This window comes from Bartonella rattimassiliensis 15908 (assembly GCF_000278215.1).
Taxonomy (GTDB): domain Bacteria; phylum Pseudomonadota; class Alphaproteobacteria; order Rhizobiales; family Rhizobiaceae; genus Bartonella; species Bartonella rattimassiliensis.
In genome coordinates, this window is sequence record NZ_JH725064.1 from 309,666 (window position 1) to 334,523 (window position 24,858).

General features: G+C 37.4%; 19 protein-coding genes, 1 tRNA gene and 5 pseudogenes. 11 read left to right on the plus strand and 14 right to left on the minus strand.

Annotated elements, in window-relative coordinates; translation table 11 throughout:
• Positions 1-138: 138 nt before the first annotated feature.
• The 5 genes and pseudogenes from MCY_RS01205 to MCY_RS01230 form a co-directional block, all read right to left on the minus strand.
• Complete coding sequence (locus MCY_RS01205) at positions 139-819, minus strand: response regulator transcription factor (protein WP_007346546.1); 681 nt, start codon at positions 817-819, stop codon at positions 139-141.
• Between the two features lie 1,406 nt (positions 820-2,225).
• Positions 2,226-3,266 (minus strand): DNA polymerase III subunit delta, encoded by a 1,041-nt coding sequence (gene holA, locus MCY_RS01215; protein WP_007346547.1) that lies wholly within the window; start codon positions 3,264-3,266, stop codon positions 2,226-2,228.
• Between the two features lie 4 nt (positions 3,267-3,270).
• Positions 3,271-4,067, minus strand: a pseudogene (locus MCY_RS01220) (ABC transporter ATP-binding protein).
• Positions 4,060-4,409, minus strand: a pseudogene (locus MCY_RS01225) (ABC transporter permease); the annotation flags it as partial. The pseudogenes MCY_RS01225 and MCY_RS01220, both read right to left, overlap by 8 nt.
• Before the next feature lie 158 nt (positions 4,410-4,567).
• Positions 4,568-5,540: pseudogene (locus MCY_RS01230) on the minus strand (ABC transporter substrate-binding protein).
• 175 nt (positions 5,541-5,715) lie between these two features.
• On the opposite strand from MCY_RS01230, the gene MCY_RS01235 reads away from it, so the two are divergent.
• A tRNA-Gly gene (locus MCY_RS01235) sits at positions 5,716-5,790 on the plus strand.
• Positions 5,791-5,959: 169 nt separating this feature from the next.
• On the opposite strand, the gene MCY_RS01240 is transcribed toward MCY_RS01235, so the two are convergent.
• From MCY_RS01240 to MCY_RS01260, 5 genes and pseudogenes are all read right to left on the minus strand, one after another.
• Positions 5,960-6,778 carry a DNA adenine methylase gene (locus tag MCY_RS01240; RefSeq protein WP_007346553.1) on the minus strand — a complete coding sequence of 273 codons (819 nt, stop codon included), beginning with the start codon at positions 6,776-6,778 and terminating at the stop codon, positions 5,960-5,962.
• A 144-nt stretch (positions 6,779-6,922) separates the two neighbouring features.
• Positions 6,923-7,417, minus strand: a pseudogene (locus MCY_RS01245) (phage late control D family protein); the annotation flags it as partial.
• Entirely contained in the window at positions 7,399-8,040 is a 642-nt protein-coding gene (locus MCY_RS01250; RefSeq protein WP_007346555.1) for an AAA family ATPase, read from the minus strand. The gene MCY_RS01250 and the pseudogene MCY_RS01245, both read right to left, overlap by 19 nt.
• A gap of 635 nt (positions 8,041-8,675) precedes the next feature.
• Positions 8,676-9,914, minus strand: coding sequence for a saccharopine dehydrogenase family protein (locus tag MCY_RS01255; RefSeq protein ID WP_007346556.1), 1,239 nt, complete (start codon positions 9,912-9,914; stop codon positions 8,676-8,678).
• 53 nt (positions 9,915-9,967) lie between these two features.
• The gene (locus MCY_RS01260) at positions 9,968-11,065 is read right to left on the minus strand and encodes a carboxynorspermidine decarboxylase (RefSeq protein WP_007346557.1); all 1,098 of its coding nucleotides are present in this window, start codon (positions 11,063-11,065) and stop codon (positions 9,968-9,970) included.
• Positions 11,066-11,234: 169 nt separating this feature from the next.
• Between MCY_RS01260 and MCY_RS01265 the strand changes: the two genes are divergently transcribed.
• The 7 genes from MCY_RS01265 to mnhG all read left to right on the plus strand — a co-directional run bounded on the left by MCY_RS01265 (position 11,235) and on the right by mnhG (position 18,012).
• Positions 11,235-11,732: a BA14K family protein gene (locus tag MCY_RS01265; RefSeq protein WP_007346558.1), complete on the plus strand. Its 498-nt coding sequence runs from the start codon at positions 11,235-11,237 to the stop codon at positions 11,730-11,732.
• Between the two features lie 234 nt (positions 11,733-11,966).
• Positions 11,967-14,888 carry a monovalent cation/H+ antiporter subunit A gene (locus tag MCY_RS01270; RefSeq protein WP_007346559.1) on the plus strand — a complete coding sequence of 974 codons (2,922 nt, stop codon included), beginning with the start codon at positions 11,967-11,969 and terminating at the stop codon, positions 14,886-14,888.
• Positions 14,888-15,229, plus strand: a complete 342-nt coding sequence (locus tag MCY_RS01275) for a Na+/H+ antiporter subunit C (RefSeq protein WP_007346560.1) — start codon at positions 14,888-14,890, stop codon at positions 15,227-15,229. Before MCY_RS01270 ends, MCY_RS01275 begins: the two co-directional genes overlap by 1 nt.
• Entirely contained in the window at positions 15,229-16,851 is a 1,623-nt protein-coding gene (locus tag MCY_RS01280; RefSeq protein ID WP_007346561.1) for a monovalent cation/H+ antiporter subunit D, read from the plus strand. The genes MCY_RS01275 and MCY_RS01280 overlap by 1 nt, the downstream gene beginning before the upstream one ends.
• The gene (locus MCY_RS01285) at positions 16,848-17,324 is read left to right on the plus strand and encodes a Na+/H+ antiporter subunit E (protein WP_007346562.1); all 477 of its coding nucleotides are present in this window, start codon (positions 16,848-16,850) and stop codon (positions 17,322-17,324) included. The genes MCY_RS01280 and MCY_RS01285 overlap by 4 nt, the downstream gene beginning before the upstream one ends.
• The gene (locus MCY_RS01290; protein WP_007346563.1) at positions 17,324-17,605 is read left to right on the plus strand and encodes a K+/H+ antiporter subunit F; all 282 of its coding nucleotides are present in this window, start codon (positions 17,324-17,326) and stop codon (positions 17,603-17,605) included. The genes MCY_RS01285 and MCY_RS01290 overlap by 1 nt, the downstream gene beginning before the upstream one ends.
• A complete protein-coding gene (mnhG, locus tag MCY_RS01295) occupies positions 17,602-18,012 on the plus strand; it encodes a monovalent cation/H(+) antiporter subunit G (protein ID WP_007346564.1) in 411 nt (136 codons plus the stop codon). The genes MCY_RS01290 and mnhG overlap by 4 nt, the downstream gene beginning before the upstream one ends.
• Positions 18,013-18,029: 17 nt before the next feature.
• Here the strand turns inward: mnhG and MCY_RS01300 are convergent, their stop codons facing one another.
• The 4 genes and pseudogenes from MCY_RS01300 to MCY_RS09380 form a co-directional block, all read right to left on the minus strand.
• Positions 18,030-18,419, minus strand: a complete 390-nt coding sequence (locus tag MCY_RS01300; protein ID WP_007346565.1) for an MliC family protein — start codon at positions 18,417-18,419, stop codon at positions 18,030-18,032.
• A 17-nt stretch (positions 18,420-18,436) separates the two neighbouring features.
• Entirely contained in the window at positions 18,437-18,820 is a 384-nt protein-coding gene (locus MCY_RS01305; protein WP_007346566.1) for an MliC family protein, read from the minus strand.
• Positions 18,821-19,222: 402 nt separating this feature from the next.
• Positions 19,223-20,356 carry a 3-dehydroquinate synthase gene (gene aroB / locus MCY_RS01310; protein WP_007346567.1) on the minus strand — a complete coding sequence of 378 codons (1,134 nt, stop codon included), beginning with the start codon at positions 20,354-20,356 and terminating at the stop codon, positions 19,223-19,225.
• Positions 20,331-20,964, minus strand: a pseudogene (locus tag MCY_RS09380) (shikimate kinase). Before MCY_RS09380 ends, aroB begins: the two are co-directional and overlap by 26 nt.
• Positions 20,965-21,218: 254 nt before the next feature.
• Between MCY_RS09380 and MCY_RS01320 the strand changes: the two are divergent.
• The 3 genes from MCY_RS01320 (at position 21,219) to MCY_RS01330 (ending at position 23,965) form a co-directional block, all read left to right on the plus strand.
• A complete protein-coding gene (locus MCY_RS01320) occupies positions 21,219-22,157 on the plus strand; it encodes a site-specific tyrosine recombinase XerD (protein WP_007346569.1) in 939 nt (312 codons plus the stop codon).
• 62 nt (positions 22,158-22,219) lie between these two features.
• Complete coding sequence (locus MCY_RS01325) at positions 22,220-23,176, plus strand: acetyl-CoA carboxylase carboxyltransferase subunit alpha (RefSeq protein ID WP_007346570.1); 957 nt, start codon at positions 22,220-22,222, stop codon at positions 23,174-23,176.
• A 39-nt stretch (positions 23,177-23,215) separates the two neighbouring features.
• On the plus strand, positions 23,216-23,965 hold the full coding sequence (locus MCY_RS01330) for a L,D-transpeptidase family protein (RefSeq protein WP_007346571.1): 750 nt from the start codon (positions 23,216-23,218) through the stop codon (positions 23,963-23,965).
• Positions 23,966-24,858: the final 893 nt, after the last annotated feature.

Sequence of the window (24,858 nt, forward strand, 5' to 3'; positions counted from 1 at the left end):
AAGGTTAAGTTCTATAGGGTATCATCAAAATTGTATATGAACGTTTTTTCATTGCATTTGCATTGTATTTTATCATTTCACTTGCATTTTAATTGAGGATATTAAAATTATTTTTAAAACAATAAATATCAAATTAAATTAGAGGTTTAAACGATAACCATTTGGATCTGTTATGAGAATTTGTGTATTGGAGGGATCTTTTTCGATTTTTTGTCGCAAGCGATAGATATGGGTTTCTAAAGTATGGGTAACAATATTTTCATTATAACCCCAAACTTGTTCTAACAATGTTTCACGGCTAACAATTTTATCATTAGCATAATAGAGACACTTAAGAATTGCAGCTTCTTTTTCTGTGAGACGAATTGTGTTGTTATTCTGATCAAGAAGGAGTTTTTGTCCTAGTTTAAAAGTATAAAGCCCCATATTAAAGGTCGCATCTTCATTTTGTTCATATTGGCGCAATTGTGTTCGAATTCGCGCTAATAACACTGCAAAGCGAAAGGGTTTTATCACATAATCATTGGCACCTGTTTCAAGATCTAAAATGGCATCGCAATCTGTCTCATCATTCGTTATCATAATAATGGGAGCACGAAATCCTTGAGTGCGTAATTGTTTAACGGCTTTGCAACCATTAAGATCAGGAAGTTCAATATCTAAAATAGCTAGATCAATATTTTTTTCTTGGATTATTCTTATTCCTGCTTTCGCTGTTTTTGCTTGGACAATTTCAAACTCTTGATGCATTTGCAATTGTTCTACCAAAACAGGGCGTATATCATCATCTTCAACGATTAAAAGAGTATAGTTGTTCATGTTTTTCCTTCTAGGCATGTTAATGCACTGATTGGTAAAGAACATTTTCATAAAAAATGAGATTTCATGCAAGAAAAATTAAAAAAGAGAGTCTCTAAAAAATAAACTTTTATTCCTTTTATGATTGTTTGCCGAAAAGCAGATAGCTCCTAGTGTGTAGAATATTTTGCATATGAGTTAGAGGCATTTTTACACTATAGAACGCATTTTTGCCATTAGATATTACCATCTCTACGCTCGTGGTGCAACAAGTTGGTAAACATCATACCCTTTGTCAACTCTTGAGTCTTGCGATACTCTTGTGCGTTGCGATAACTCTCAACACTTGAGAGCGTTCATAAGAAGCATTTTTAACGCTTTCTTGTACAGTTTTTATCCACACAAGCACCCCTCCCTGCCTATAATGCGCAAGCAGAATTATTTTAATTAATTTAATATAAGCAAATTTGATATAAGAGAATCTCACAATACTCAAAGCTTTCATCCAACATGCAAAATAACGAACATTCTTTATAAGTCAATGCGATACGTCTTTTAAACGTGCAAGTAACGATTTAACATTTTTAGCACATATGCCACTGCCTAATACACATTTATTGCTAAAATATTCATTTCTGTATCAAGCATAAAAATCTCTTCATAGATACTATCGTTTTCATCATAATATCTTATGACTTTCTTCTCACCCCAAAGGAAAAAGATTCTTAATTCACACCAGTCTGTAAATAATTCATCTTCTTGTCTAGAAGATTCTGCTGGATCATCATTTTATATAAACCAATTAATCTATTAAGACATTAATTTATAAATAATAGTAGTTTTTCATTTTAAATCATAACGCCCAAGACTGTAAAACTCTTCCATCATACTCCTTCTTATATTGAATCAATTAAAATCTCCTTTCTGCCCATCGCAAGCAAAATTAATGTATGAACAAAAACGATTATAAGAAAATAATAAAAAACCTCATGCTCTCTAATGCCAAGAATTGCAACAACATTAGAGGATAACGAAAGTATATAATGAATTCTGGCTTACACTTTTATTACACGTAAAGAGAAGAATGTCCCATGGGTTTTATATTCTTCACAAAGAACTTTACCATTATGCCATTCATAAGCACCGATCACAAAATAAATATAACACACATTGAAATATGCTTTTAAAAAAGCGTATGAATTTGCCACACAAAGTATATCGAGTTTACAATGTTCTGTTTTACAGAGGAAGGATTCGCTTATTACACCAAATACGTAAAATTTTCTTTTTTATCAATCTTTTAAGGTCTTAAAGTGCATTCTCAAAAATACAACTCCTTCAACATCTAGCTGATCAGGCAAAAACTGTAATTTCTAAAATTTCCTCTGTAGCGTCCTCCAAATAAAAAATCATAATATTTTAAAATGTTAAGCTGCCATCTGGCGTCGTGCAACAATTGTAAGTCCTAACAAAGCTTGACGAATGATAGCTTCACCCAAAAGCGGATTTTTACGGCTGTCTAAAACAGCACTCTGAATTCTTTCCATTGCATAAGAAATCTGTTCTAACTTCCAATATTTTAAAGCTTGTTCAACAGTCTTTTTTCGTTGGAAAAAAATAGGGGGACGTGCTTGAGAAACCACCGTAAAAGACGATTTTCCTTCAACCTCTACTTGATAACGCAATAGCTGTAATTGCTGAAAATGCCTCTGTGCTGTACTCAAAATAAAAAAAAGCGTTCCATGCAATGCTGCATGTCGGTTAAAATGCATTTCAAAACCTGATATATCGCCTAATAAAAGAGCATCAATAACTTCATCTTGAGAAAGAGCACTTACATCGCTTACAACAGCTTTCACATCCTCAAGAGTAATATGAACATTTTCGGCGTAAAGACAAAGCTTTTCTAATTCACCTCGTGATACGAGGCGATCTGCCCCTAGACTTTCATGCATCCATCTACGTGCATCCAAAGAAAGAGTCTTCTTAAACTGCCCTAAAACCTCATCAATCAAACCATCAAGAGAACGCATATCATCAGCAAAACAGGGCAAAGCCATTGCATTTGCTGCCATTTCAACAACATTGCGTAACCCTGTTCCTTTTTTTAAGTCTCCAGCCTCAATGAGAATAAAACTGGCTTCTGGTGGTTTCTCAATTAAAAGTTTCAAGGCTGTAAGAAAAGCTTTTTGGTTAGCAGCATTAGAAATCCATATCAAACGATCTCCACCAAAAAGCGATAACGTACGTGCTTCATTTTCCAAACGTACAGGATCTTTGTCAATTTCAGCAGCATCCAAACGAATTGTTGAAAACGGATCTTCTATTGCTACCCGCGTAAGTTTAGCAAAACGTTGTGCACGTTCACAAATAAGACCACGATCTGTCCCATAAACAAGAACAATAGGAAAAGCACGTGAAAAACGTGTTAGAAATTGATCAACTTCATGTGCTTTTTTCTGAGCCACATTATTAACCCATTAACAGTTCACCATCATCAAAAACTTCCCCGCAAACTTTCTGAAACATACTAATTAAATCATTTACATCCAATCTCCTGCACTCTTCATAACAGACATCCAAAATTACTTTTCCACCATACAACATCAATGTGCGATCGCCATGGTCAAGAAACTGACGCATATAGTGATTTACCATAATAGTGGTTAATTTTTTCTCTTCAACGATTTTTTCAGTCAAGCGCATCCCAAAATCAGCCATTCTAGGATCAAATACTGAGGTATGTTCATCAAGCAATAAAACAGCTGCATGAGCTAACGTTGTCATCACAATACAAACGGACTTGGCGTCGTCCACCGGATAAACTGTCCATAGGATAATGAATATATTCTGTAAGGCCAATGCCTAATTGAACAATTTTCTCTCGAAAAAATTGCCTTTTTTCATGGTTTAAAGCTGAACGTAAACTACGACGATTTCCTCGAAGAGCAGCAATAGCTAAATTTTCTTTAATTATTAAAGAACCCCAACTGCCTATTAACTAATCTTGAAAAACACAAGCAATCTTTCCGATACGTCCGCTGACTGATTTCCTAGAAACATTTTATCCATTGATAATTACTCCTCCTATCGAGGGAAGCGTTACCCCCGTCAAAACTACTAAGCAAAGTTGATTTACCAGCACCATTTGAACCAATAACCGTAACAAAACTACCCTGATCAATTTTGAGGTTAATATAAATTAAAGCCTTTTTTTCCAAAGGCGTTTGCAACTTAAATGTAACACCAACATGAAAAAACTCAATCACGTTTACGCCTCCTCCGATAGCGTGGCATAATAAGAGTTAACACAACCAACAATGAAGTAATCAACTGCAGATCTGTCGATGTATCAATACCAATGCTATTTGCCTCAAAGCAAATTACACCGCCACACGATAAAGTACAGATCCCACAATACAGCTGCTTATAATCCCAAAAATATTGCGCGTACGAAAGAGAGCTTCACCGATAATCACGGCGTCCAACCCTAAAATAATTGTTCCAATTCCACCGATAATATCCGTTGCGATTGCAGTTTGAATATAAAGAGAACCACCAAGTGCAACCCATGCATTTGACAGCACCATACCAAAATAAATCAATTCAGAAAAATCCAAAACGCGAAATGAGAGATAAACCCCTATAACAACAAACGCATAAATAAGACCTAATTCCACAGCGCCAGAAAACGCCAATATATTCATGTAAAAACAATCCCCATGAAAACTTAACGTATTTTATTGCATCAAAACCTTATCAGTAAAAATTATTGAATCACTTTTGTCGCATGATCAATAACAGCCTGTGGAATAATAATCCTTACTTTTTTGGCTGCTTTTATATCAATTCGAATGTCATTATTAACTGCCTACCCAACATCAATATCACTAGTTTTTTCACTCTTTAGAATACGCACAACCAATTTTCCAGCATCAACTCCTACCTCATAAAAATTCACACCCTGCGTCATAAAAGGCCCGCGCCCTATAGCATTAGTATCAACAGCAAATACAGGCATATTAGCTTCCTCTGCAACCTTTCTTGCACCTTCTAAAACAGATAAAATCGTATTATCAGCAGGAACAAAAATAATATCGACCTTACCGATTAAAGCGCGTGTTACTGCCTGAACATTTAAAGATTTTGGAACCGATGAAGGAATTATTTCAATTCCAACTTTTCGAACTACATTTTTTAACACTTTAAGTGTTGAAACAGAATTTGCTTCAGAAGCATTATAAAGATAACCAATTCTTTTCAAATCTTGTTTTACTTCTCGCAAAAATCTAATACTTTTTGCAATATCTATACGATCAGAACTCCCTGTCACATTACCACTAGGTTTAGTAAGCGAAGAAACTATTTTATCTCCGATAGGATCAGAAATTACCGCAAAGACGATAGGAATTGTTTTTTTGCCGCAAACATTGTTTGTGCTGAAGGCGTAGTAATTGCCACAATAACATCGAGTTTATCACCAACAAATTTACGTGCAATTCGCGTTGCTGTTGAAATATTACCCTACGCTGATAAAAAAGTAAGTTGAAAATTTTCACCTTGCTTATCACCATTTTCTGCAAGAACATCTTCCACACCTTTACGAACGGTATCCGCAGCAGGATGAACCATAATTTATGTTATTGCAACCATGTTTAACTTTATCATCCGCTTTTGCAACACTGTTCATCATAAAAACAGCTGTAATAATACCCCCCCAATGTACCTATTCTTTTCAACATTATATTCCACCCCTCTCCATAAAAAATTAAAAGAGGACAATTAGCTACTGAAAAATCTTCTAAAATCAATCTTTATTTTATCAAAACATAGACAAAATAAATTAAACTGAAATGATATTTTTTTGTTGCAATTCATAGAATCCTACGCCATACAAACAATATATCGAATCGGTGAGCGGGTGTAGCTCAGGGGTAGAGCACAACCTTGCCAAGGTTGGGGTCGTGGGTTCGAATCCCATCGCCCGCTCCAATGATTTATTTGTTAGTTGTAGCTTGTCACCAGGTTTTGCACAATTTGACAGCATATTTTGCATCAATTTATTTTTTTTCGAAGGGTTTTTAAGGGGAGGGTCAAAGGGTCTTCAAAGGCCTTTCAAAGATCATTTAAAGACCCTTTTAAGCCACTTTTTTCTTTTTTGCTAAAAATCACAATTTGAGATGATGAGCTCTTGAGCCGGAGTCGGCTTATTTGAACCACATGTATAAGATGTGGTGACCTCTTTTATCTTAAATTGGCTGAAGGTTTTCCGAACTTCTGGCACATCATTGAGAGACAGAAGAAACTTTCCCTTTAATTGTGCAAGCAGGGTGGACATCGTCTGATAATCTTCTCGCTTAAACAAATCCTTTCCATAGCAATCCTCAACACCCCAATACGGTGGATCAAGGTAAAACAAGGTGCTTGGCCGGTCATAGCGTCTGATAAACTCAAACCAATCTAAATGTTCAATGGTTACACCTGCTAAACGCCGGTAAATGAGCTTTAATGAAGCTTCAAGTTTCAAACGATTAAACCGGGCACCACGATTAGGATCAACGCCAAACGTCTGCTTTACCACCTGCCCACCAAAACTCAACCGCTGCAGATCTAAAAACCGCAAAGCACGCTCTAAATCCGTCAGCGTCTTTGGATCTTGTGTGCGTAATCGTTCAAACACCTCACGGCTACTAATCTGGAACTCTAACAATTCTATAAAAGAGTGATAATGGCGTTGCAACACCCGAAAAAAATTCACCACATCACCTGAACGATCATTGATAACTTCATATAAGGGGATTAATTTTCTCCTAAAGAACACCCCACCCATTCCAACAAAAGGCTCAGCATAAGTGCGATGAGGGATGTTTTCCATGATGTTGATAATAGTCTTCGCCAACTTGATTTTGCCACCAACATAAGCAGCAGCTGGTTCTATAGGATCAACAGATTTTAATTTTTCTTTGTGAAGTATATCCATAATTTCTTAACATTCTTTCATCTATGTTAGCCGTCTTCTCATTACTTTAAGTGAGAAGAAGCGGCTGCGATGTTAAGTTGAGTGGCATCGGACGGGTTTGTTGCTAAACCGTTCCCGTTGGCTGGGTGACCACCAGCCCAGCCTCTATTCTTTGTTTCTTTCCTTTCCCTTGTTTGGAGCTTTGAGGGTGATTTGTGTGATGTATCCGCTTTGTTTCTCATAACGATGCATGACGGTTGCAGCTTTCCATGGTCCATTGATTTCTCCACGAAACCCTTGTAGGAGCAGAGGTTGATCAGCCATGATTTCAGGGCGTCCGGGAAGGGTCAAAGAACCACTGCCCACTGCATGGCAAAGCCTATCCGACTCAGAGGCAGCGGCAGCTCGTGCTTCCTCTTCACAAGGGTAGCAAGTCCGCAGACGACGCACAGGACCGCTAAAACCTGTTTGATGCTTGACTTGGCACTGTTGCCCTTTTGAACGATCAAAATAAGAAGCTTCAATGATGCCATATTGCGTACGTGGCTCTAATGTGAATTCCCAACTGGAACAGTCATGTTGATGGAGGGTGAGGTCTGGTAAATTGTCCCCGCTTAAAAATAAAAACTTATGGTCTTTGATCAAAAAACGCGCCTGCATGCCAATTCCTCCACATCGCGGTTTTTCCATGCCGCTTTGACATGTTTTAGCGTCACCTCACTCCCATCTCCAAGCGCTGCCATACGTGCTAACATCATCGTCTTGTCAATTTGACGCAAAGCACCAGCTTTTAAGCCAATACCAGTCAAAAACTTTATCGCACCAACATCTTCAATCCCCCAATCATGAATGCGCGCGGCAATATCTTCGCTATAAGGCTTGCGACGTTTTAAATGCATCGCCAAGCGGCTTTTAATTTGCGCATAAGAGGGACCATTTTGACGATGCACGAGACGTCCCGAAATCTCATCATTGCCCCCCAAAGCCAACCCAGTACCATTGATATCAACAAAGTGGCGCAATTGATTAATGGCTTCATCCGTTAAATTTTGCGCTTCATCAATAATCAGCAGTGTCCCACTTCCCACACGCTCTAATTTCTTGCCAATCGCACGCGTTAAGCAAGTGGGATTATATTCCACCACTTCCAATTCTGCTGCCATATTGTTCAAAATACCATGAACACTACGCGTATGTGGGCTTGCTGTCACAAGGTAAACATGCGGACGCGTTGCGCGGTATGACGACACTTTTGGATCTTGCAATAGTTCTGTATGTGACATAGCTTTTGACACTTAAGTGCATTCATAAGAGATATTTTTACGCTTTTTTTCGTATTTTCACCTTCATTCCAACTTCTGCCTGTGATGTCATAAGCAAAGGGCTTTAAGTTATTTAATATGAAAGGAGACGATAAGAAAATCTTAAAATATTCAAGGCTCTGATTCCACAGATAAAACGATAATTTATAATTATAAATAAAATATTTTATATAGGATGATGAAATATATGAAATGGGAAGCCGAGTGAAATTTTCTCAAAGAAGTTGAATTATTTTATGGTTGCAAGGGTTAAGAATCTTTTTTTAAGGTGAAGAGGGTGTAAAATATTTTATAAAATACCGCTCTTTTTTAGAGCGGTATTTTCATATCTTTTACTGATGACACTACTTTTCATACAGTGTGATTAAATCAGTTCTTTTTGCCTCTCTGTTTTTTTGATCATTTTTAGAAAGATAATTTATCCTTTAAGGTTGTTAAAAAATCGCAATGTTGCCAAAAGTGAATAACGAATAACTAAAATTTTTGAAAAAATATCCTTTCATAAGAATATTAAGTTTGTTTTCATTTCATTAAACAATTTAAGGGAAGTTTTGTGATAACTTAAAGAAATCAAGCATATGTTCTCTGGGATAAATTTAAAACTGTAATTTTTTATCCTCTTGTTCTTCTCTTATAAAAGTGGGAAGCCCCATATGATCAATATGTTTAAGGAAAGGGTGGGGTGGTAATTCCTCTACGTTGACCATCGTTTTAACATCCCATTCGCCTGTGGCAATAAGACAAGCAGTTGCGGCTGCTGGTACACCAGCTGTATAGGAAATGCCTTGAGCTCCGGTTTCATGAAAAGCTTGTTTATGATCGGCTATGTTATAGATAAAAATTTCTCTTGGTTTTCCATTTTTTTCGCCTTTAATAAGATCTCCAATACAGGTTTTTCCTGTGTAGTCTGGAGCGAGAGAGGAAGGATCAGGTAAGACAGCTTTTACAACTTTTAAAGGGACTACTTCTTGTCCTTCTGCTGTTTTAATGGGCTGTTCAGATAAGAGACCAAGATTTTTCAGAACAGTAAAAACAGTGATATAACGTTCACTAAATCCCATCCAAAAGCGAATATTTTGAATATCAAGATTTTTCGAGAGTGAATGAATTTCATCATGTCCTGTCATATAGGCTTTTTGTTTTCCAACAACAGGAAGATCCCATTCATGACTGATTTCAAACATTTTATTGGAAGTCCACTTTTTATTTTGCCATGACCATACTTGTCCTGTAAACTCACGGAAGTTAATTTCTGGATCAAAATTTGTAGCAAACCAACGCCCATGGTTGCCAGCATTAATATCAATAATATCGATATCTGTGATTTTATCAAAATAACATTTGTGGGCTAATGCCGCATAAGCGTTAACGACACCTGGATCAAAGCCTGCGCCCAAAATAGCCGTGATACCAGCTTTTTGGCATTCTTGACGTCGTGGCCATTCATAATTGCCATACCAAGGTGGAGTCTCACAAATTTTAAGAGGATCTTCGTGGATAGCAGTATCAATATAAGCGCATTTGGTTTTGATACAAGCTGAAAGAACAGACATATTAAGAAAAGCAGAACCGACATTGATGACAATTTCACATTTGGTCTTTTGGATGAGCTTTACAGTTTCTTCTACATTCATGGCATTGAGTGTATGGCTTTTGAGAACACCTTGTTTTTTCATTGTGTTCTTTTCTTTTATAGAAACAATAATGGCTTCACATTTTTTGAGTGTTCGTGAAGCAATATGAATTTCACCAAGAATATCGTTGTTTTCAGCACATTTGTGTGCAACAACTTGTGCAACACCTCCAGCACCAATAATGAGAACATTTTTCTTCATTGTAGGTTCATCTCCTTTGTAATACTGTTATATGATGTTTTTTATGGTTATCTTTATGAAAGACTTTCCTGATAGTCGTTATAGCTAAACTGACGTTGCAGTGTTAGTGTGCCATCGCACTCTTTTAGAACAATAGCAGGCATTGTAATGCCATTAAACCAGTTTTTCTTGACCATTGTATAACCTGCTGCATCTTGGAAAGATAGTTTATCCCCTATTTTAAGAAGTTCTGGAAACTGAAATGTTCCAAAAATATCGCCGGCAAGACAAGATTTTCCGCAGATCATAATTTCGTGCTTTCCTTTATTGGGTTCTAATTTGGCATTTTCACGATAAACGAGAAGGTCAAGCATATGTGCTTCAATAGAGCTGTCAACGATGGCAAGATTTTTTTGGTTATACAATGTATCAAGAACGCTGACCTCTAAGGTAGTACTTTTGGTGATAGCGGCTTCTCCTGGTTCTAGAAAAACAGTGACACCATGAGTTTTGGAAAAATGTTTTAAGCGTTCTGCAAAAGCTTCTAGAGGATAACTTTCAGCTGTAAAGTGGATTCCACCGCCAAGGCTTATCCAGTCAACAGCAGAAAAAAGTTCTGAAAACTTCTCTTCCATATGCTCAAGCATTTGGTTAAAAAGATTAAAATCAGCATTTTCACAATTGTTATGGATCATCAAACCGTTGATGAGTGGCAAAACTTCTTTAATAGCATTTGGATTTGTTTCTCCTAAGCGACTAAAGGGACGAGATGGATTGGCAAGATCAAAATTCGATGCACTCATTCCTGGATTTAATCTTAAACCTCGTTGAATGGTTTTTGTTGCATCAGAAAAGCGTTGAAGTTGTTGGATTGAGTTAAAGATAATTTTATCTGCATAACCACAGGCTTCGTCAATTTCATGATCTGCCCAAGCAACTGAATAGGCATGAGTTTCTTTGCCAAATTTTTCTCTTCCTAAACGCAGTTCATAAAGGGATGATGATGTGGTTCCATCCATGAATTCGGACATTAAATCAAAAACACTCCATGTGGCAAAACATTTCAAGGCAAGCAAAACTTTTGCTCCTGACATTTCCCGTAAACGAAAAATCGTTTGCATATTTTTAATGAGCTTCAATTTATCTATAAGATAATAGGGGGTTTTTATCATCATTCATTCATTCTTTTTTGAAGGATCTTATTGCTAAGATAAACGTTTAGTACAAAGAGTAACAGAATGTCTCAATAAAAAAGAATTTTAAGAAAAGAATCTGTTTCTGTCTAGCAAGAGAAAGGCTTTCTCTGTACCTAGTGTCGTTTATTATTTTGAGTTTTGCGTTATGCGTATGAAAAAAAAATTATATTATGCTCTGGCTTTTGTATTTTTTTGCAGTTTTTTCATTATAACAACTACGCTTGTTAATTTGGTGCAAAATAGAAGTGATGCTAAAGCAAAATCGACTTTTCAGACATCTATCCAAGAGAGTTCGGTGCCTTTGATTTTTACGGGACGTAGAGAACTTAATGGTTTTAAGGGTTATCATAATTATCGGCGTGGTTATATTAAGTATAAAGATAATTGGTGGTATCCTGAAACAGCATTTGTTGCATCACCGCATTTAAGCGCAAAAGACGCATCATTAAAAGTTGTGTCAGATGCTAAAAGGACGTTTTTGACGTCTTATTCAGAAAAATTAGAAAAAAAAGAGCCATGGATGCTTAAACAACATATTGAATCTTGTCGTGCGCGTTATCGCTCTTATAATAAAAATGATAATAGTTTTCAGCCTTTTCATGGGGCTCGTAAACAGTGTTTATCGCGCTTTTTTAAAGGATAGAAATTATTAAATAAAATTTTAATTGCTTCTTGTCGTGAGCGTTATTGTTCTTACAATTAAAGGGAAAGCTTGTGCGGTGCGTAGTATTTTCATGGAATATTGTTTTTTGAAAAATTTAAATGCTTTTAAGTTTTATTAAATCTTATTATCATGAAGTGTAGAATGGGGGGTGTGAAAATATAAATTTTTGTTTTGTCGATGATAAAATATTAAGAGCAGTATGGAGCTGAAAGAATGACAATACGGGAAGCAATGTTAATATTGCTCGTTTTGCTTCCTTTTGGTGGAAGTTCTGTTATTGGTTTTTTTCGTTCGACAGCAAAAAATAATGAAGCGTGGTTTGCTGGAAGCATTGCTCTTTTTAGTCTTCTTTTTACAATCATGCTTTATCCGTCGGTTCGTGAAAATCACACTATACGTTTAGATATTTCTTGGCTTCCAGCATGGGGAGGAGATTTAATCCTTCGAATGGATGGTTTGTCATGGCTTTTTTGCTTACTCATTACAGGAATTGGGCTGCTTATCGTTGTTTATGCGCGTTATTATATGAATCCGGCAGATTCTGTACCACGATTTTTTTCTTTTTTTCTGGCATTTATGGGGTCTATGACAGGAATTGTTTTATCAGGTAATCTCGTTTTTTTAGTTATTTTCTGGGAACTTACCAGTATTTTTTCTTTTTTATTGATTGGCTATTGGTATCATAATGCTAGTGCGCGTGAAGGGGCGCGTATGGCTTTAACGATTACAGGTTTTGGTGGATTTACCCTTTTTATTGGGGTTTTATTGATTGGCTATATCGTTGGTAGTTTTGATCTGGATAAGATTTTGCAGTCTGGAGATATGATCCGGTCAAGTTCGCTTTATTGCCCTGCTCTTATTTGTATCTTATTGGGTGGATTAACAAAAAGTGCACAGTTTCCTTTTCATTTTTGGTTGCCCAATGCGATGGCTGCTCCAACACCTGTATCGGCTTATTTGCATTCGGCAACGATGGTGAAAGCAGGATTGTTTTTGTTGGTTCGTTTATGGCCCGTGCTTTCTGGGACGGAGTCTTGGTTTTGGCTGGTTGGCTTTTCAGGACTCTCAACACTTCTTCTTGGCGCTTATTTTTCTATGTTTCAGCAAGATTTAAAGGGATTGCTTGCTTACTCAACGATTAGTCATCTTGGATTGATTACCACGCTTTTAAGTCTTGGAAGTCCCCTTGCATGTGTTGCAGCGATTTTTCATATGGCTAATCATGCTACTTTTAAAGCTTCTTTATTTATGGCTGCTGGCATTATTGATCACGAAACTGGGACACGTGATATGCGTAAACTGACAGGACTTTATCGCTCTATGCCCATTACAGCAACTCTTGCTTTAGTCGCAAGTGCAGCGATGGCTGGTGTTCCTTTGCTTAATGGTTTTTTATCAAAAGAAATGTTTTTTGCTGAAGCTGTTGAAACGCATATGGAATCATGGCTCGATTGGATTGCTCCTTATGTAGCAACACTCGCTAGCCTTTTTAGTGTGACATATTCTATACGTTTTATTCATGGTGTCTTTTGGGGACCAAAACCAGACAAATTACCCAAAACTCCCCATGAACCACCGCATTTTATGCGTTTGCCAATCGAGCTTTTAGTGTTTATTTGTTTGGCAGTTGGTATTTTTCCTAATTTAACAATAGGACCTATTTTAGATAATGCTGTTGTATCTGTTTTAGGACCAATGACAATCTCTTATAGTTTGGCTGTTTGGCATGGGTTTAATACACCATTAGTGATGAGCTTAGTGGCTTTATTAGGAGGCGGATTGCTTTATATTGCTGGGCGACGTTATTTCTTATCTTGTGATGATGGAGCGCCCTTTTTTCGTCACTTGAAAGGAACACGTATTTTTGAACGCATTCTTGTGATTCTTTCTTGGAAATGGGCGCGTGCGGTGGAAGCTGTTTTGTCAACACGTCGTTTGCAAATACAGTTGCATTGGATCTTTGGTGTGTGTTTTATTTTTGTTGGTTCTTTGCTTTGGTGTGATGGTTTAATTGTCGCAGGAGGATTACCACTTTTCCCACTTGATATTCCTTTTCTTGCTCTTTGGTTAGTCGGTGGATTATGTGCTATTTTAGTCGCTTGGCAAGCAAAGTTTCATCGCCTTGCATCACTCATGCTATTGGGGGGAGCAGGTTTGATGACTTGCGCAACCTTTTTATGGCTTTCTGCACCCGATTTGGCAATAACGCAATTGGTTGTTGAGGTGGTGACAACTGTCTTATTATTGCTTGGTTTGCGTTGGTTGCCTAAGCGTGTGTATAATTCTGCGCCAACGTCTGTTCATTTTGGAGTACGTTTACGTCGTGCTCGTGATTTCATCATAGCAATTATGGGAGGTGCAGGTGTTTCATGGTTATCTTTTGCGGTGATGACACGCCCTCAAGGGACGACTGTTTCTAACTTTTTTCTGGAAAATGCTTATTCTGGTGCTGGTGGTCGCAATGTTGTGAATGTATTGTTGGTTGATTTCCGTGGTTTTGATACTATGGGAGAAGTTGTGGTTTTGGGGGTTGTTTCGCTGACTGTCTTTGCCCTTTTGCGTCGATTCCGCCCTGCTCCTGAAAGTATTGATGCACCGTTTCAACAACGTATTCAGGAAGCTTTTGATAAGGCACAGCCAGATCGAAATGTAGGGGATACAGTGTTGAATTATCTCGCTATTCCTTCTGCTATTATGGGATGGCTCTTTTCTGTTATTATTGCTTTTTCTTTTTACTTATTCGTACGAGGGCATGATCTTCCAGGAGGAGGATTTGTCGGGGGAGTGACTTTAGCGATAGGATTTATTTTACAATATCTTGCACGCGATATTCATTGGGTAGAAAACCATTTGAAAGTTTTGCCGCTACGTTGGATGGGTTTTGGCTTGTTATTATCGGCTCTAACGGGAATAGGGGCTTTATTTTTTGGGTATCCTTTTTTAACATCATTTTTCCAATATATTCATGTGCCGTTGATTGGAAAGGTGCCTATAGCATCTGCTTTTTTATTTGATTTTGGTGTGTTTTCTCTTGTCTTGGGAGCAACAGTTCTCATTTTAATTGCACTTGCGCATCAATCAATTCGTAGTTACCGAATCGGTAAAAAACCTGCTTTGAAAGAGAAGGAAAATTAATGGAAATTATTCTTTCTTTGGCTATTGGTGTTCTGGTGGGATCTGGAATTTGGCTCATTTTGCGCCCCAGAACTTTTCAAGTCATTCTTGGTTTGTCTTTGATCTCCTATGGTGTTAATCTTTTCATGCTTGCAATAAGTAGACCCCGCAGTAATGCTGCCCCAATTGTTGATCCTACTACGGTGATTAATACAGCAAATTATGTGGATCCTCTTCCTCAGGCTTTGGTTTTAACTGCGATTGTGATCGGTTTTGCAACGACAGCTTTATTTTTGGTTATCCTTCTGGTTTCGCGCGGTTTAACAGGCTCAGATCACGTTGATGGACGTGAGGTACAGTGATGGGAGCTTGCGTGCATCACCTTCTTATTTTTCCTATTCTTTTGCCGTTAAGTACAGGAGCACTTCTCCTTTTCTATGATGAACGTCGTTCAAAATTGAAATCACTCATAAGTATCTTTTCTGCTGCTGTGTTAGTTGTTGTGTCTGCTTTATTGGTGAGACGCACTCTTGAAGTTGCGCCAGCTTTAGATGTTTATCGGCTTGGGAATTGGTCTTCCCCTTTCGGTATTGTTTTAGTGTTGGATCGTTTAAGCGCTATGATGCTTTTACTTTCTAGTCTATTGATTACTGCAGCATTGATTTTTGCACGAGCATATTGGTATAAAGCAGGTCCTCATTTTCAGTCATTGATGCAATTTTTTATGGTGGGAATAAATGGCGCTTTTTTGACAGGTGATTTATTTAATTTATTTGTATTTTTCGAAGTGATGTTAACAGCTTCTTATGGGCTTGCGTTGCATGGCTCTGGTCCGTTACGTGTGCGTGCAGGATTGCATTATGTCGTGATTAATCTGGTTGCTTCATTGTTTTTTCTCATTGGTGCGGCACTCATTTATGGAATCGTAGGCACGCTCAATATGGCCGATTTGGCTGTAAAAATAAAATATATAGCCTCTAGTGATGTGATTTTATTTGAAATAGGTGCAGCTCTTTTGGGAATTACTTTCTTGTTAAAAGCAGGGATCTGGCCATTGAATTTTTGGTTGATGCCAACTTACAGTGCAGCAGTCGCGCCCGTTGGAGCTTCTTTTGCACTTTTAAGCAAGGTGGGTATTTATATTATTCTACGTTTAACATTGCTATGGTTTGGACCTGAAAGTGGACATTTTAGCCATTTTGGTCAAATGGTTTTGTTTTACGGTGGCCTTGCCACTATGGCTTTTGGTTTTATTGGGGTGTTGGCAAGCCAAGTTTTAGTACGTTTGGTGGCTTATAGTGTTTTAGTCTCTTCTGGCACATTGTTGACAGCGATTGGAATTGGCAATACAGCCCTGATTGCAGGGGCACTCTTTTATATTATTTCCTCAACTTTGGCTCTTGGTGCTTTTTTTCTTTTGGTGGAATTGGTGGAACGTTGTCAAGATGTAGCAGCAAATGTTTTGACGGTTACAATGGAGGTTTATGGTGACGATGAAGAGCAAGAAGAAGATGAAGTGGGGACGTATTTACCGGTAAATTTGGCAATTCTTGGAGCTTGTTTTGGGCTTTGTGCACTTTTGATTATTGGTCTACCACCTTTTTCTGGTTTTGTTGCTAAATTTATGATGTTCGTGGCACTCTTAAATCATAGTAGAGAAAATCTTTCTACTGCTTTACCCGTTTATCATGATTGGCTTTTTATAACTTTTGTTACTCTATCTAGTTTTGCTGCTTTGATTGCAATGACCAGAACGGGTATTCGGACTTTTTGGGTTTCTCTTGAAGAGAAGATTCCACGGGTGCAAGTGATTGAATTTGCCTCTGTTACTGCGCTCATTGCTTTGTGTTTTCTTATTACAATTGTTGCTGGTCCTATTAGTCGTTATATGCTTGAAACAGCCAAAACTTTGTATGAACCTCAAAATTATATCAGAAGCGTTTTAGATGATTTTTCTCTTGAAAATAAGGGGATGAACCGGTGAAATATTGTTATTCTTTTTCTAGCGTAGCAATTGTTTTTATGTGGCTGATTTTAAATGGTTTTAGTTTCGGCCAATTGCTTTTAGGGTTTATCATTGCTGTGTTTGGGGGATGGATGATGAGACTTCTTGAGTCGGAAAAGATAAAAATTAAAAGTTGGCGTGCTGTTTTGCAATTGTCTTTTCGCGTGTTTATCGATTCTATCGTGTCAAATATCGCAGTAGCTTACTTTATTTTAACCAAAAAATTTCGAAAACATCAATCTGGTTTTATTGTGGTGCCCATTTCACTTGAAAGTCGTACAGCTTTAGCTGTTTTAGCATGTATTCTTTCAGCAACTCCAGGGACTGCTTGGATTGCCTATAGTAGAAAGAATAGTGAACTTTTGCTTCATGTCTTAAATTTTAAAAATGGATATGATTACCAACAATTGATCAAAAAACGCTATGAGCAATTACTTTTGGAGATTTTTTAATGAGTATGGTGATCCTTTATTGGGGGCTTTACGTTTCACAGTTTTTTTTAAGTTTGTCCATGATTCTTGCACTGTTTCGGTTGATTCGTGGTCCACGGGCACAAGATCGGATTGTTGGTTTGGATGCCCTTTATATAATTACTATTCTTTTGTTTCTTACATTTGATATCCGTTCAGGAACAACCATTTATTTTGTTGCAGCTCTCATTATTGGATTATTGGGACCTGTATCAAGTATTGCGTTGGCAAAATTCTTAATGCGAGGAGAGATTATTGAATGAATGATGATGTATCGCTTGTTGTTGCTATTGCTGTTACATTTTTTTTGATATTAGGCTCTGGTCTCACATTAATTGGAATGATAGGGCTGGTGCGCCTTCCCACTTTTTATAAACGTTTACATATGCTTTCATTGAGTACAAGCTGGGGCGCTGGCAGTGTTCTTGTTGCATCATTTCTTTATTCGATTTTTGTAGATCATCATTTTGTTTTTCATGAATTTTTATTGATGATTTTTTTACTTGTAACAATACCTGTTGCTTCTATGCTCGTCTCACAAGCAGCTGCTTATCGACATTATGCAAGAAACAAATTAGAAAAACCGCTGGCTCTTTTATCACGTCAGATTGAAGAACAAACATCTGCTTCAGAAGAAATATTATGTGATACGAGCCAGAGCGATTTTTGAAACGCAGTGAGCTTTTTTTATTCTGTTTTTTGTTCTTCTACACATTGAATGAGATTTTTTCCTTCTGGATCATTAATAAGATCAGAAAGCGTGGCTTCATCTCCTTTTGTCCACCATATATAGGATCCTCCCATATATTTTACTCCAGAAGCATTTATGCTTCGAGAAGCGATGATACGTTTTCCGTTCCACTTGAAATCAACAAGCGAAATGTTACCAGCATTGAGATAGGTTACTTCAATATGCTCTTTACTTGTGCCTGTATCACATTGATAGGAAACAATTTCTGTTGTTGGCTCTGGATCATCTGGTACTTCAATCACTAAAGAGCCAGCAAAGGCATTGAGTGAACTGAACAGCGATAAGCTTAAAGCAGCAAAAAATCCTATAATAAAAGCTTTTTTCATGATATTTCCTTAGTTATTTAAAATAATAACAGTGATTCATCCTTACAGAGGATGGGATTTTTTTCTTCTGGGTCTTGAATAAGATCGTAAAGAGTTACTTCTTTATTTTTTTCCCACCAAATATATTGCTCCCCCACATATTTTGCTCCAGAAGCAGCAATAACATTAGCTGCGATAATACGATCGCCTTTCCATTTGAAACTAACCAATGAAATATTATCAGCGTTGTGATAGGTTGCTTCAATGCGTTCTTTATTCGCTCCCATATTACATTGATAGGTTATGGTTTCTGTTTCTGGATTGTCTGATACCTCAATAATTAAAGAAGCAGCCAAAGCACAGCTTACATTGAAAAATAATAAAGAGGAAAAAAATCCTAAAATACGTAGAGTTTTTTTCATAATGCTTCCCTATATGAAAAGTAATTTGTCTTAGCATGATGGTGTCCACGGCAGGATTCGAACCTGCGACCCCAGGATTCATACCACTTCGGTTTTCACCGCCAGCCTTATAAGCTGTTCGTGGTCTGGACTGTCTCTTCACCTTGAAGCTTGTGCTTTTTAGGTGCTGCCCGTTCAGTCTCTACACCTTCCTCTCATGTGGAAAGAGGCTTGGCTCGGGATTGGCATATAGTTACCCATGAAGCTTTCCCCGAATTTGAGCAAATCCATTTTAAAGATTTCTCTTCAAAATGCCCAATTCCTTTAGGAATCCTGTGCTCTATCCTGCTGAGCTACGCAGACATCATCATATTTATTCCTTTAATAGAAGTATAAAAACGAATCAATTATATTCAATATGAATTAACGAATTTCTGTTAATTTTTGTTCCAAAAAGGATAAAACTGCATCTGATGGAACATTTTTTGCAATAAATGATTGACCAAGCCCGCGTGTTAAAATGAACGTCAAATTATTTTGTGAAACTTTTTTATCTTGGGCAATGAGAGTCATTAAAGCTTCAGCATTTGGTAGACCTCCTGGGATATCCTTTAATCGCGTAGGTAACCCTATGGCTTTAAGGTGTACTTCGATACGATTTATGAGTGTGGAGTCTATTAAATTCAGTTGCGCAGAGAATTGGTGTGCAAGAACTATTCCAATTGCTACAGCTTCACCGTGAATTAAACGCTTTGAGTCATAAGCGGTTGCTGTTTCAAGCATGTGTCCAAATGTATGACCGAGGTTTAAGAGTGCGCGCTCGCCTGTTTCGTATTCGTCATGTGCTATAATGGCAGCTTTAAATTGGCATGAGCGAACAATGGCTTCTGTTCGTAGAGGGCCATTAGAAAAAATTTCTTGTCCATTTTTTTCAAGCCATTCAAAAAAATCAGGCTGGTTAATGAGTCCATATTTTACCATTTCTGCGTAACCAGCACGAAATTCACGCAGTGGTAGGGTATCAAGGACACACGTGTCAGCAATAACACATTGCGGTTGATAAAAAGCACCAATAAGATTTTTGCCATATCGACTGTTGATGCCCGTTTTTCCACCAACAGAGGAATCAATTTGTGCAAGAAGTGTTGTGGGCATTTGAATAAAATTCATACCACGGCGGATCATACTTGCTGCAAATCCTGCTAGATCGCCAATGACACCACCGCCAAAAGCTATAACACAATCACCTCTTTCTAAATGCGTAGCAAGAATTTTATCGATGACAACTTGCAGGGTTGAAAATGATTTTGATTGTTCTCCTGCTTCTACAATAATAGGGACAGTGTGAATTTTATTTTTTGTTAACTCTGCTTGTAGCGAATCTAAATGGAGAGATGCGACATTTGTATCTGTAACAATTGCCAAACGTGTTTGATGAAAATCTTTCTGCTTAAAAGAATGATTAATCTGTAAAGCAGCTTGTGCGATAAGATTTGGACCAATGATGATATCATAACAGTGCGTGTTCAATTTAACGGTGACGGTTTTGACTTTCATGCTTGTTCTTTCTGTTGTTATTTTTCCGTATGGAGGTAGTGCTGTAAAGATCGTATGACATTTTTTGCCAAGCTGTAGGGACTTTCTTTATAACTGTTAATTGTTAAGTTTGCTTTTGCATAGATAGGATAACGCTGTTCCATGAGTTTTTGCATCGTTTCTTTAGGATTTGCTGTTTGAAGAAGGGGGCGTGTTGGACGCTTAGAAACTCGTTGCATAAGGATATCAAGATCTACTTTCAGCCAGATGGATATTCCATTTTGATGGATGGCTTGTCGTGTATCTTGATTCATATAAGCGCCGCCACCTGTTGCTAAAACAAGAGGACGTTTTTTTATGAGATTGAGAATAATACGCTGTTCAAGAATACGAAATTCCGCTTCTCCGTAAATTTGAAAGATTTCTTTGATAGACATTTGTGCTGCTTTTTCGATTTCTTGATCAGAATCATAAAAGGGTAAACCAAGCATGTTAGCAATACGTTTTCCGATGACTGATTTTCCTGCTCCCATGAGACCAACAAACACAAGAGCTTGGTTGTCGATAGATGATAAGATTTGTCTTTTTATTTGTGACAGGGGGAGAGGATGAGGTCGATTATTTTTCATAGCTTATTTCGGCATTTATCTGCTTTAAAGTCAATTCCTGTTAATCTTTATAAAGTAGAATAAGAGATAGAGTATTTTGAAAAAGTTTATTGTTTTATGCCAACATTGACCAGATTTTTGATGATTCTTGCTATTTTGCTTACTATTCTTTTTAGTATAATGATCATTCTTGTGATTTTTGTTGAGCCCGTAACGGTGGATATGTCTGTGGATGTCCCTTTGGATTCACTGAGTCTTTCCTTGAGAATGGATTAATGAAAAATAATATGGTGATAGAGCGTTTTCTTGAAATGATGAGTGCTGAACGAGGCGCTTCTGCCCATACACTTGCAGCTTATCAACATGATTTACAGTGGGCGCAAGACGAATTATCTTCGTATTCTGTTGCGCTCCTTTCAGCACAAAAGAAAGATTTAATTGGCCTTTTGTCGCTTATGCATACATTTGGTTTTGCTGCATCTTCACAAGCACGTCGTTTATCGACATTGCGTCAATTTTATCAGTTTCTTTATGCAGAAGGACTAAGAGAAGATGATCCTTCCAATGATATTGATGCACCTCGTCAACGGCGTCCTTTGCCTAAAATTATCAGTGAAGATGTGGTGACAAAATTTCTTGATTCGGCGCAATTGGAGGTTAATCAAGCTGTTTATGGGTCTAAGAATTATCTGCGTGCATTGCGTCTTCAGCTGTTGAGTGAAATGCTTTATGCAACAGGATTACGCATTAGTGAGTTGGTGAGTCTGCCAGTTCAGGCTGTGCGGGGGAAATCATACAGTATTTTGGTTTGCGGTAAGGGAAAGAGAGAACGAATGGTGCTATTATCAAAAAAAGCATATCAAGTTCTTTTACAGTGGTTGGATTTGCGTGATCAAGGAAAAGATGCGAAAACTCCTTATCTTTTTCCAGCGCATTCAGAAACAGGGTATATTGCGCGTCAAGTTGTTGCAAGGGAATTGAAAAGTCTTGCTAAAAGAGCTGGAATAAAAAGTAATCACTTTTCTCCCCATATGTTGCGCCACGCTTTTGCTAGCCATCTTTTGCAAAATGGGGCAGATTTGCGAGCTGTTCAACATTTATTAGGTCATTCTGATATTTCTACTACTCAGATTTATACCCATGTGTTGGAAGAAGGGCTTTATCGTTTAGTCAGTGAGCATCATCCGCTTGCTGATGGGCAAAAGGCTCGTTAAAGAAAAGGTGATGTTTTTGAAAAATACTTTATAATATAAGTGATACTGAATGAGTTGGTACAATGCATAATTATCTTGATTTTGAAAAACCAGTTGCTGATCTCGATGGGAAAATTCTTGAATTAAAAAAGATTTTTCAGGAAAAAGGCAGTCTTGATATGAGTGATGAGATTGCTCGTCTTGAAAAACGTTCCCAAACGGCATTGCACGATATTTATAGAAAATTATCGCCGTGGCAGAAAACACAAGTCGCTCGTCATCCTGATCGTCCTCATTTTATGGACTACTCTAAACGCCTATTGAGTGATATGACACCTTTGGCAGGAGATCGCAAGTTTGCTGAAGATGAGGCTATTCAAGCCGGGTTTGCACGCTTTAAAGGAGAAGCAGTTGCTTATATCGGTCAAGAAAAAGGTCATGATACACAAACGCGTTTGCGCTATAATTTTGGTTCTGCACGTCCAGAAGGATATCGTAAAGCTGTACGTATTATGGAAATGGCTGACCGCTTTGGTTTGCCTCTTCTCACTTTCGTTGATACGGCGGGTGCTTACCCTGGTGTAAGCGCTGAAGAACGTGGGCAAGCAGAAGCAATTGCTCAATCAACAGCTGCAACTTTACGTTTGAAGGTTCCTGTTGTCTCGGTTGTTATTGGAGAAGGTGGCTCAGGCGGGGCAATAGCAATTGCGGCTGCCAATAAAGTTTATATGTTGGAACATGCGATTTACTCTGTTATTTCTCCAGAAGGAGCTGCTTCTATTTTATGGCGTGATCCAGCTCGTGCAAAAGATGCTGCAATGAATATGCGTATTACTGCTCAAGATTTGTATCGCTTAGAGATTATTGATGGTATTATTTCAGAGCCTTTAGGAGGGGCACATCGCGCCAAAGAGATTGCCATTGATGCAACGGGTGAGGTTATTTCAGAGGCTTTAAGAGATATGGCTGGAAAAGATGGTCAAGTTCTTAAACAAGAACGAAGAGAAAAATACCTTCAAATTGGTCGCTCACTAACATAAGGCATTTTTTTGAGGAGTGATGGTTTGGAGTTTTATTCAATGATATTTAACAGATTCCTTGCTGTATGTGTTTTGTTTATAACGGGAATATTAACGGCATGTGAAGGAAGATTACCAGCTTCTATTCGTGCTAAAGTTGAGCAACCGCTTCCGCAAGAAATCCAGAATAGAATGGTTTTATACGATATTGATCCTTATGCACCAATTTTAATGCGGTTTTTCAAGGAAGAAAATATTGCTGAAATTTGGAAACAATCTCGTTCAGGACCTTTTATTTTGATTGCTCGCTATGGCATTTGCAAATGGTCTGGTAAGCTTGGACCTAAATATAAAGAAGGGGATCTTCAGACACCAGAGGGTTTTTATACTATTAGCGCAAACCAAATGAATCCTTATTCAAAATATTATCTTTCTTTTAATATAGGGTTTCCTAACCTATATGATCAAGAAAACGGTCGTACTGGAAGCAATCTTATGGTGCATGGGTCTTGCTTTTCTGCCGGTTGTTATTCTATGAGTGATAAGAATATGGCTCAGATTTATGCGTTTGCACGGGATGCTTTTAAAGGAGGACAAAGAGCATTTCAGTTGCAAGCTTTTCCTTTTCGTATGACTGAGGATAATATGTTACGTCATCGCAATGACCCTAATTATAAATTTTGGGTTATGCTTAAGAAAGGGTATGATTTTTTTGAAGAAAATCGTAAACCTCCAATCGTTGAAGTTTATGAAAAACGTTATATTTTTAATCGCGATATGGGTAAAACTTCAGTTTCCTTAATGCGGTGAGTATTATTTTAACCTGATGCATCGTAAAACACTATTGCTTATGGTGATTATATTAGGACGTATAGAAACTTTATGCATAAAGTGTTTTTGTCATAGCTCAAATATTTTATTTATAATAGTAAATTTACTTTTTGCATGTTGAGTCACTGGCTCTGAAAATTGTAAGACTCTCTTATCATAAACTTTCTCGTATTAAATCAATTTAAATCCTTTGTTTGTGATGTCATAAGCGGCGGGATTAGCGTGAAGGCGATACGAGAAAAAAAGCTGTAAAAATACTTCTTATAAATGCACTTGGGTGCTATGAATGCTCTTAAGTGTCAAAGGCTGTCAGAATGCAGGGCTATTGCAATACCCAAGAGATGATAAAGTGTGTGATGGTGCCTATTTAGCATAAAGATGGGGCTCTTCTATAGATTTTATATTATTCTTGGGAGTTTTATCGTGTACCCTTCATGGGTACATTATTGCGAAAAAGGTGTGATGAGTTTTAAAATATGTCTTTTTAAAAAGCATGCGAATGTGTAACCAAAATCTATTCTATTTTAGGGCATTGTGTTTTGTATGAGAGACGTGATCACATGAAAGTTGCGTGGTTAATATTTTACAGCATTGGATTTATTCATAGAGCATTATGTAACTAAATAAGATGAAGTAGGAAGCCAAGAGGAATTTTCTCAAATAAGTTATATGGTTTGCAAATTAATACCGGTAATAATCTTCGTTTTTAAGTAGAAAGTAAGTTAACATAAAATGCACGTCTCGTTTTATTTTTTTATATGCTATAAGATGTCGTTTTGTAGAGCTATTTATAAGATATATTCACACATCTTAAAATACGATGTTACCTCTGGCTGGTTTTGCTTTTTTGTCTCAACTTACGTGAATTTTGT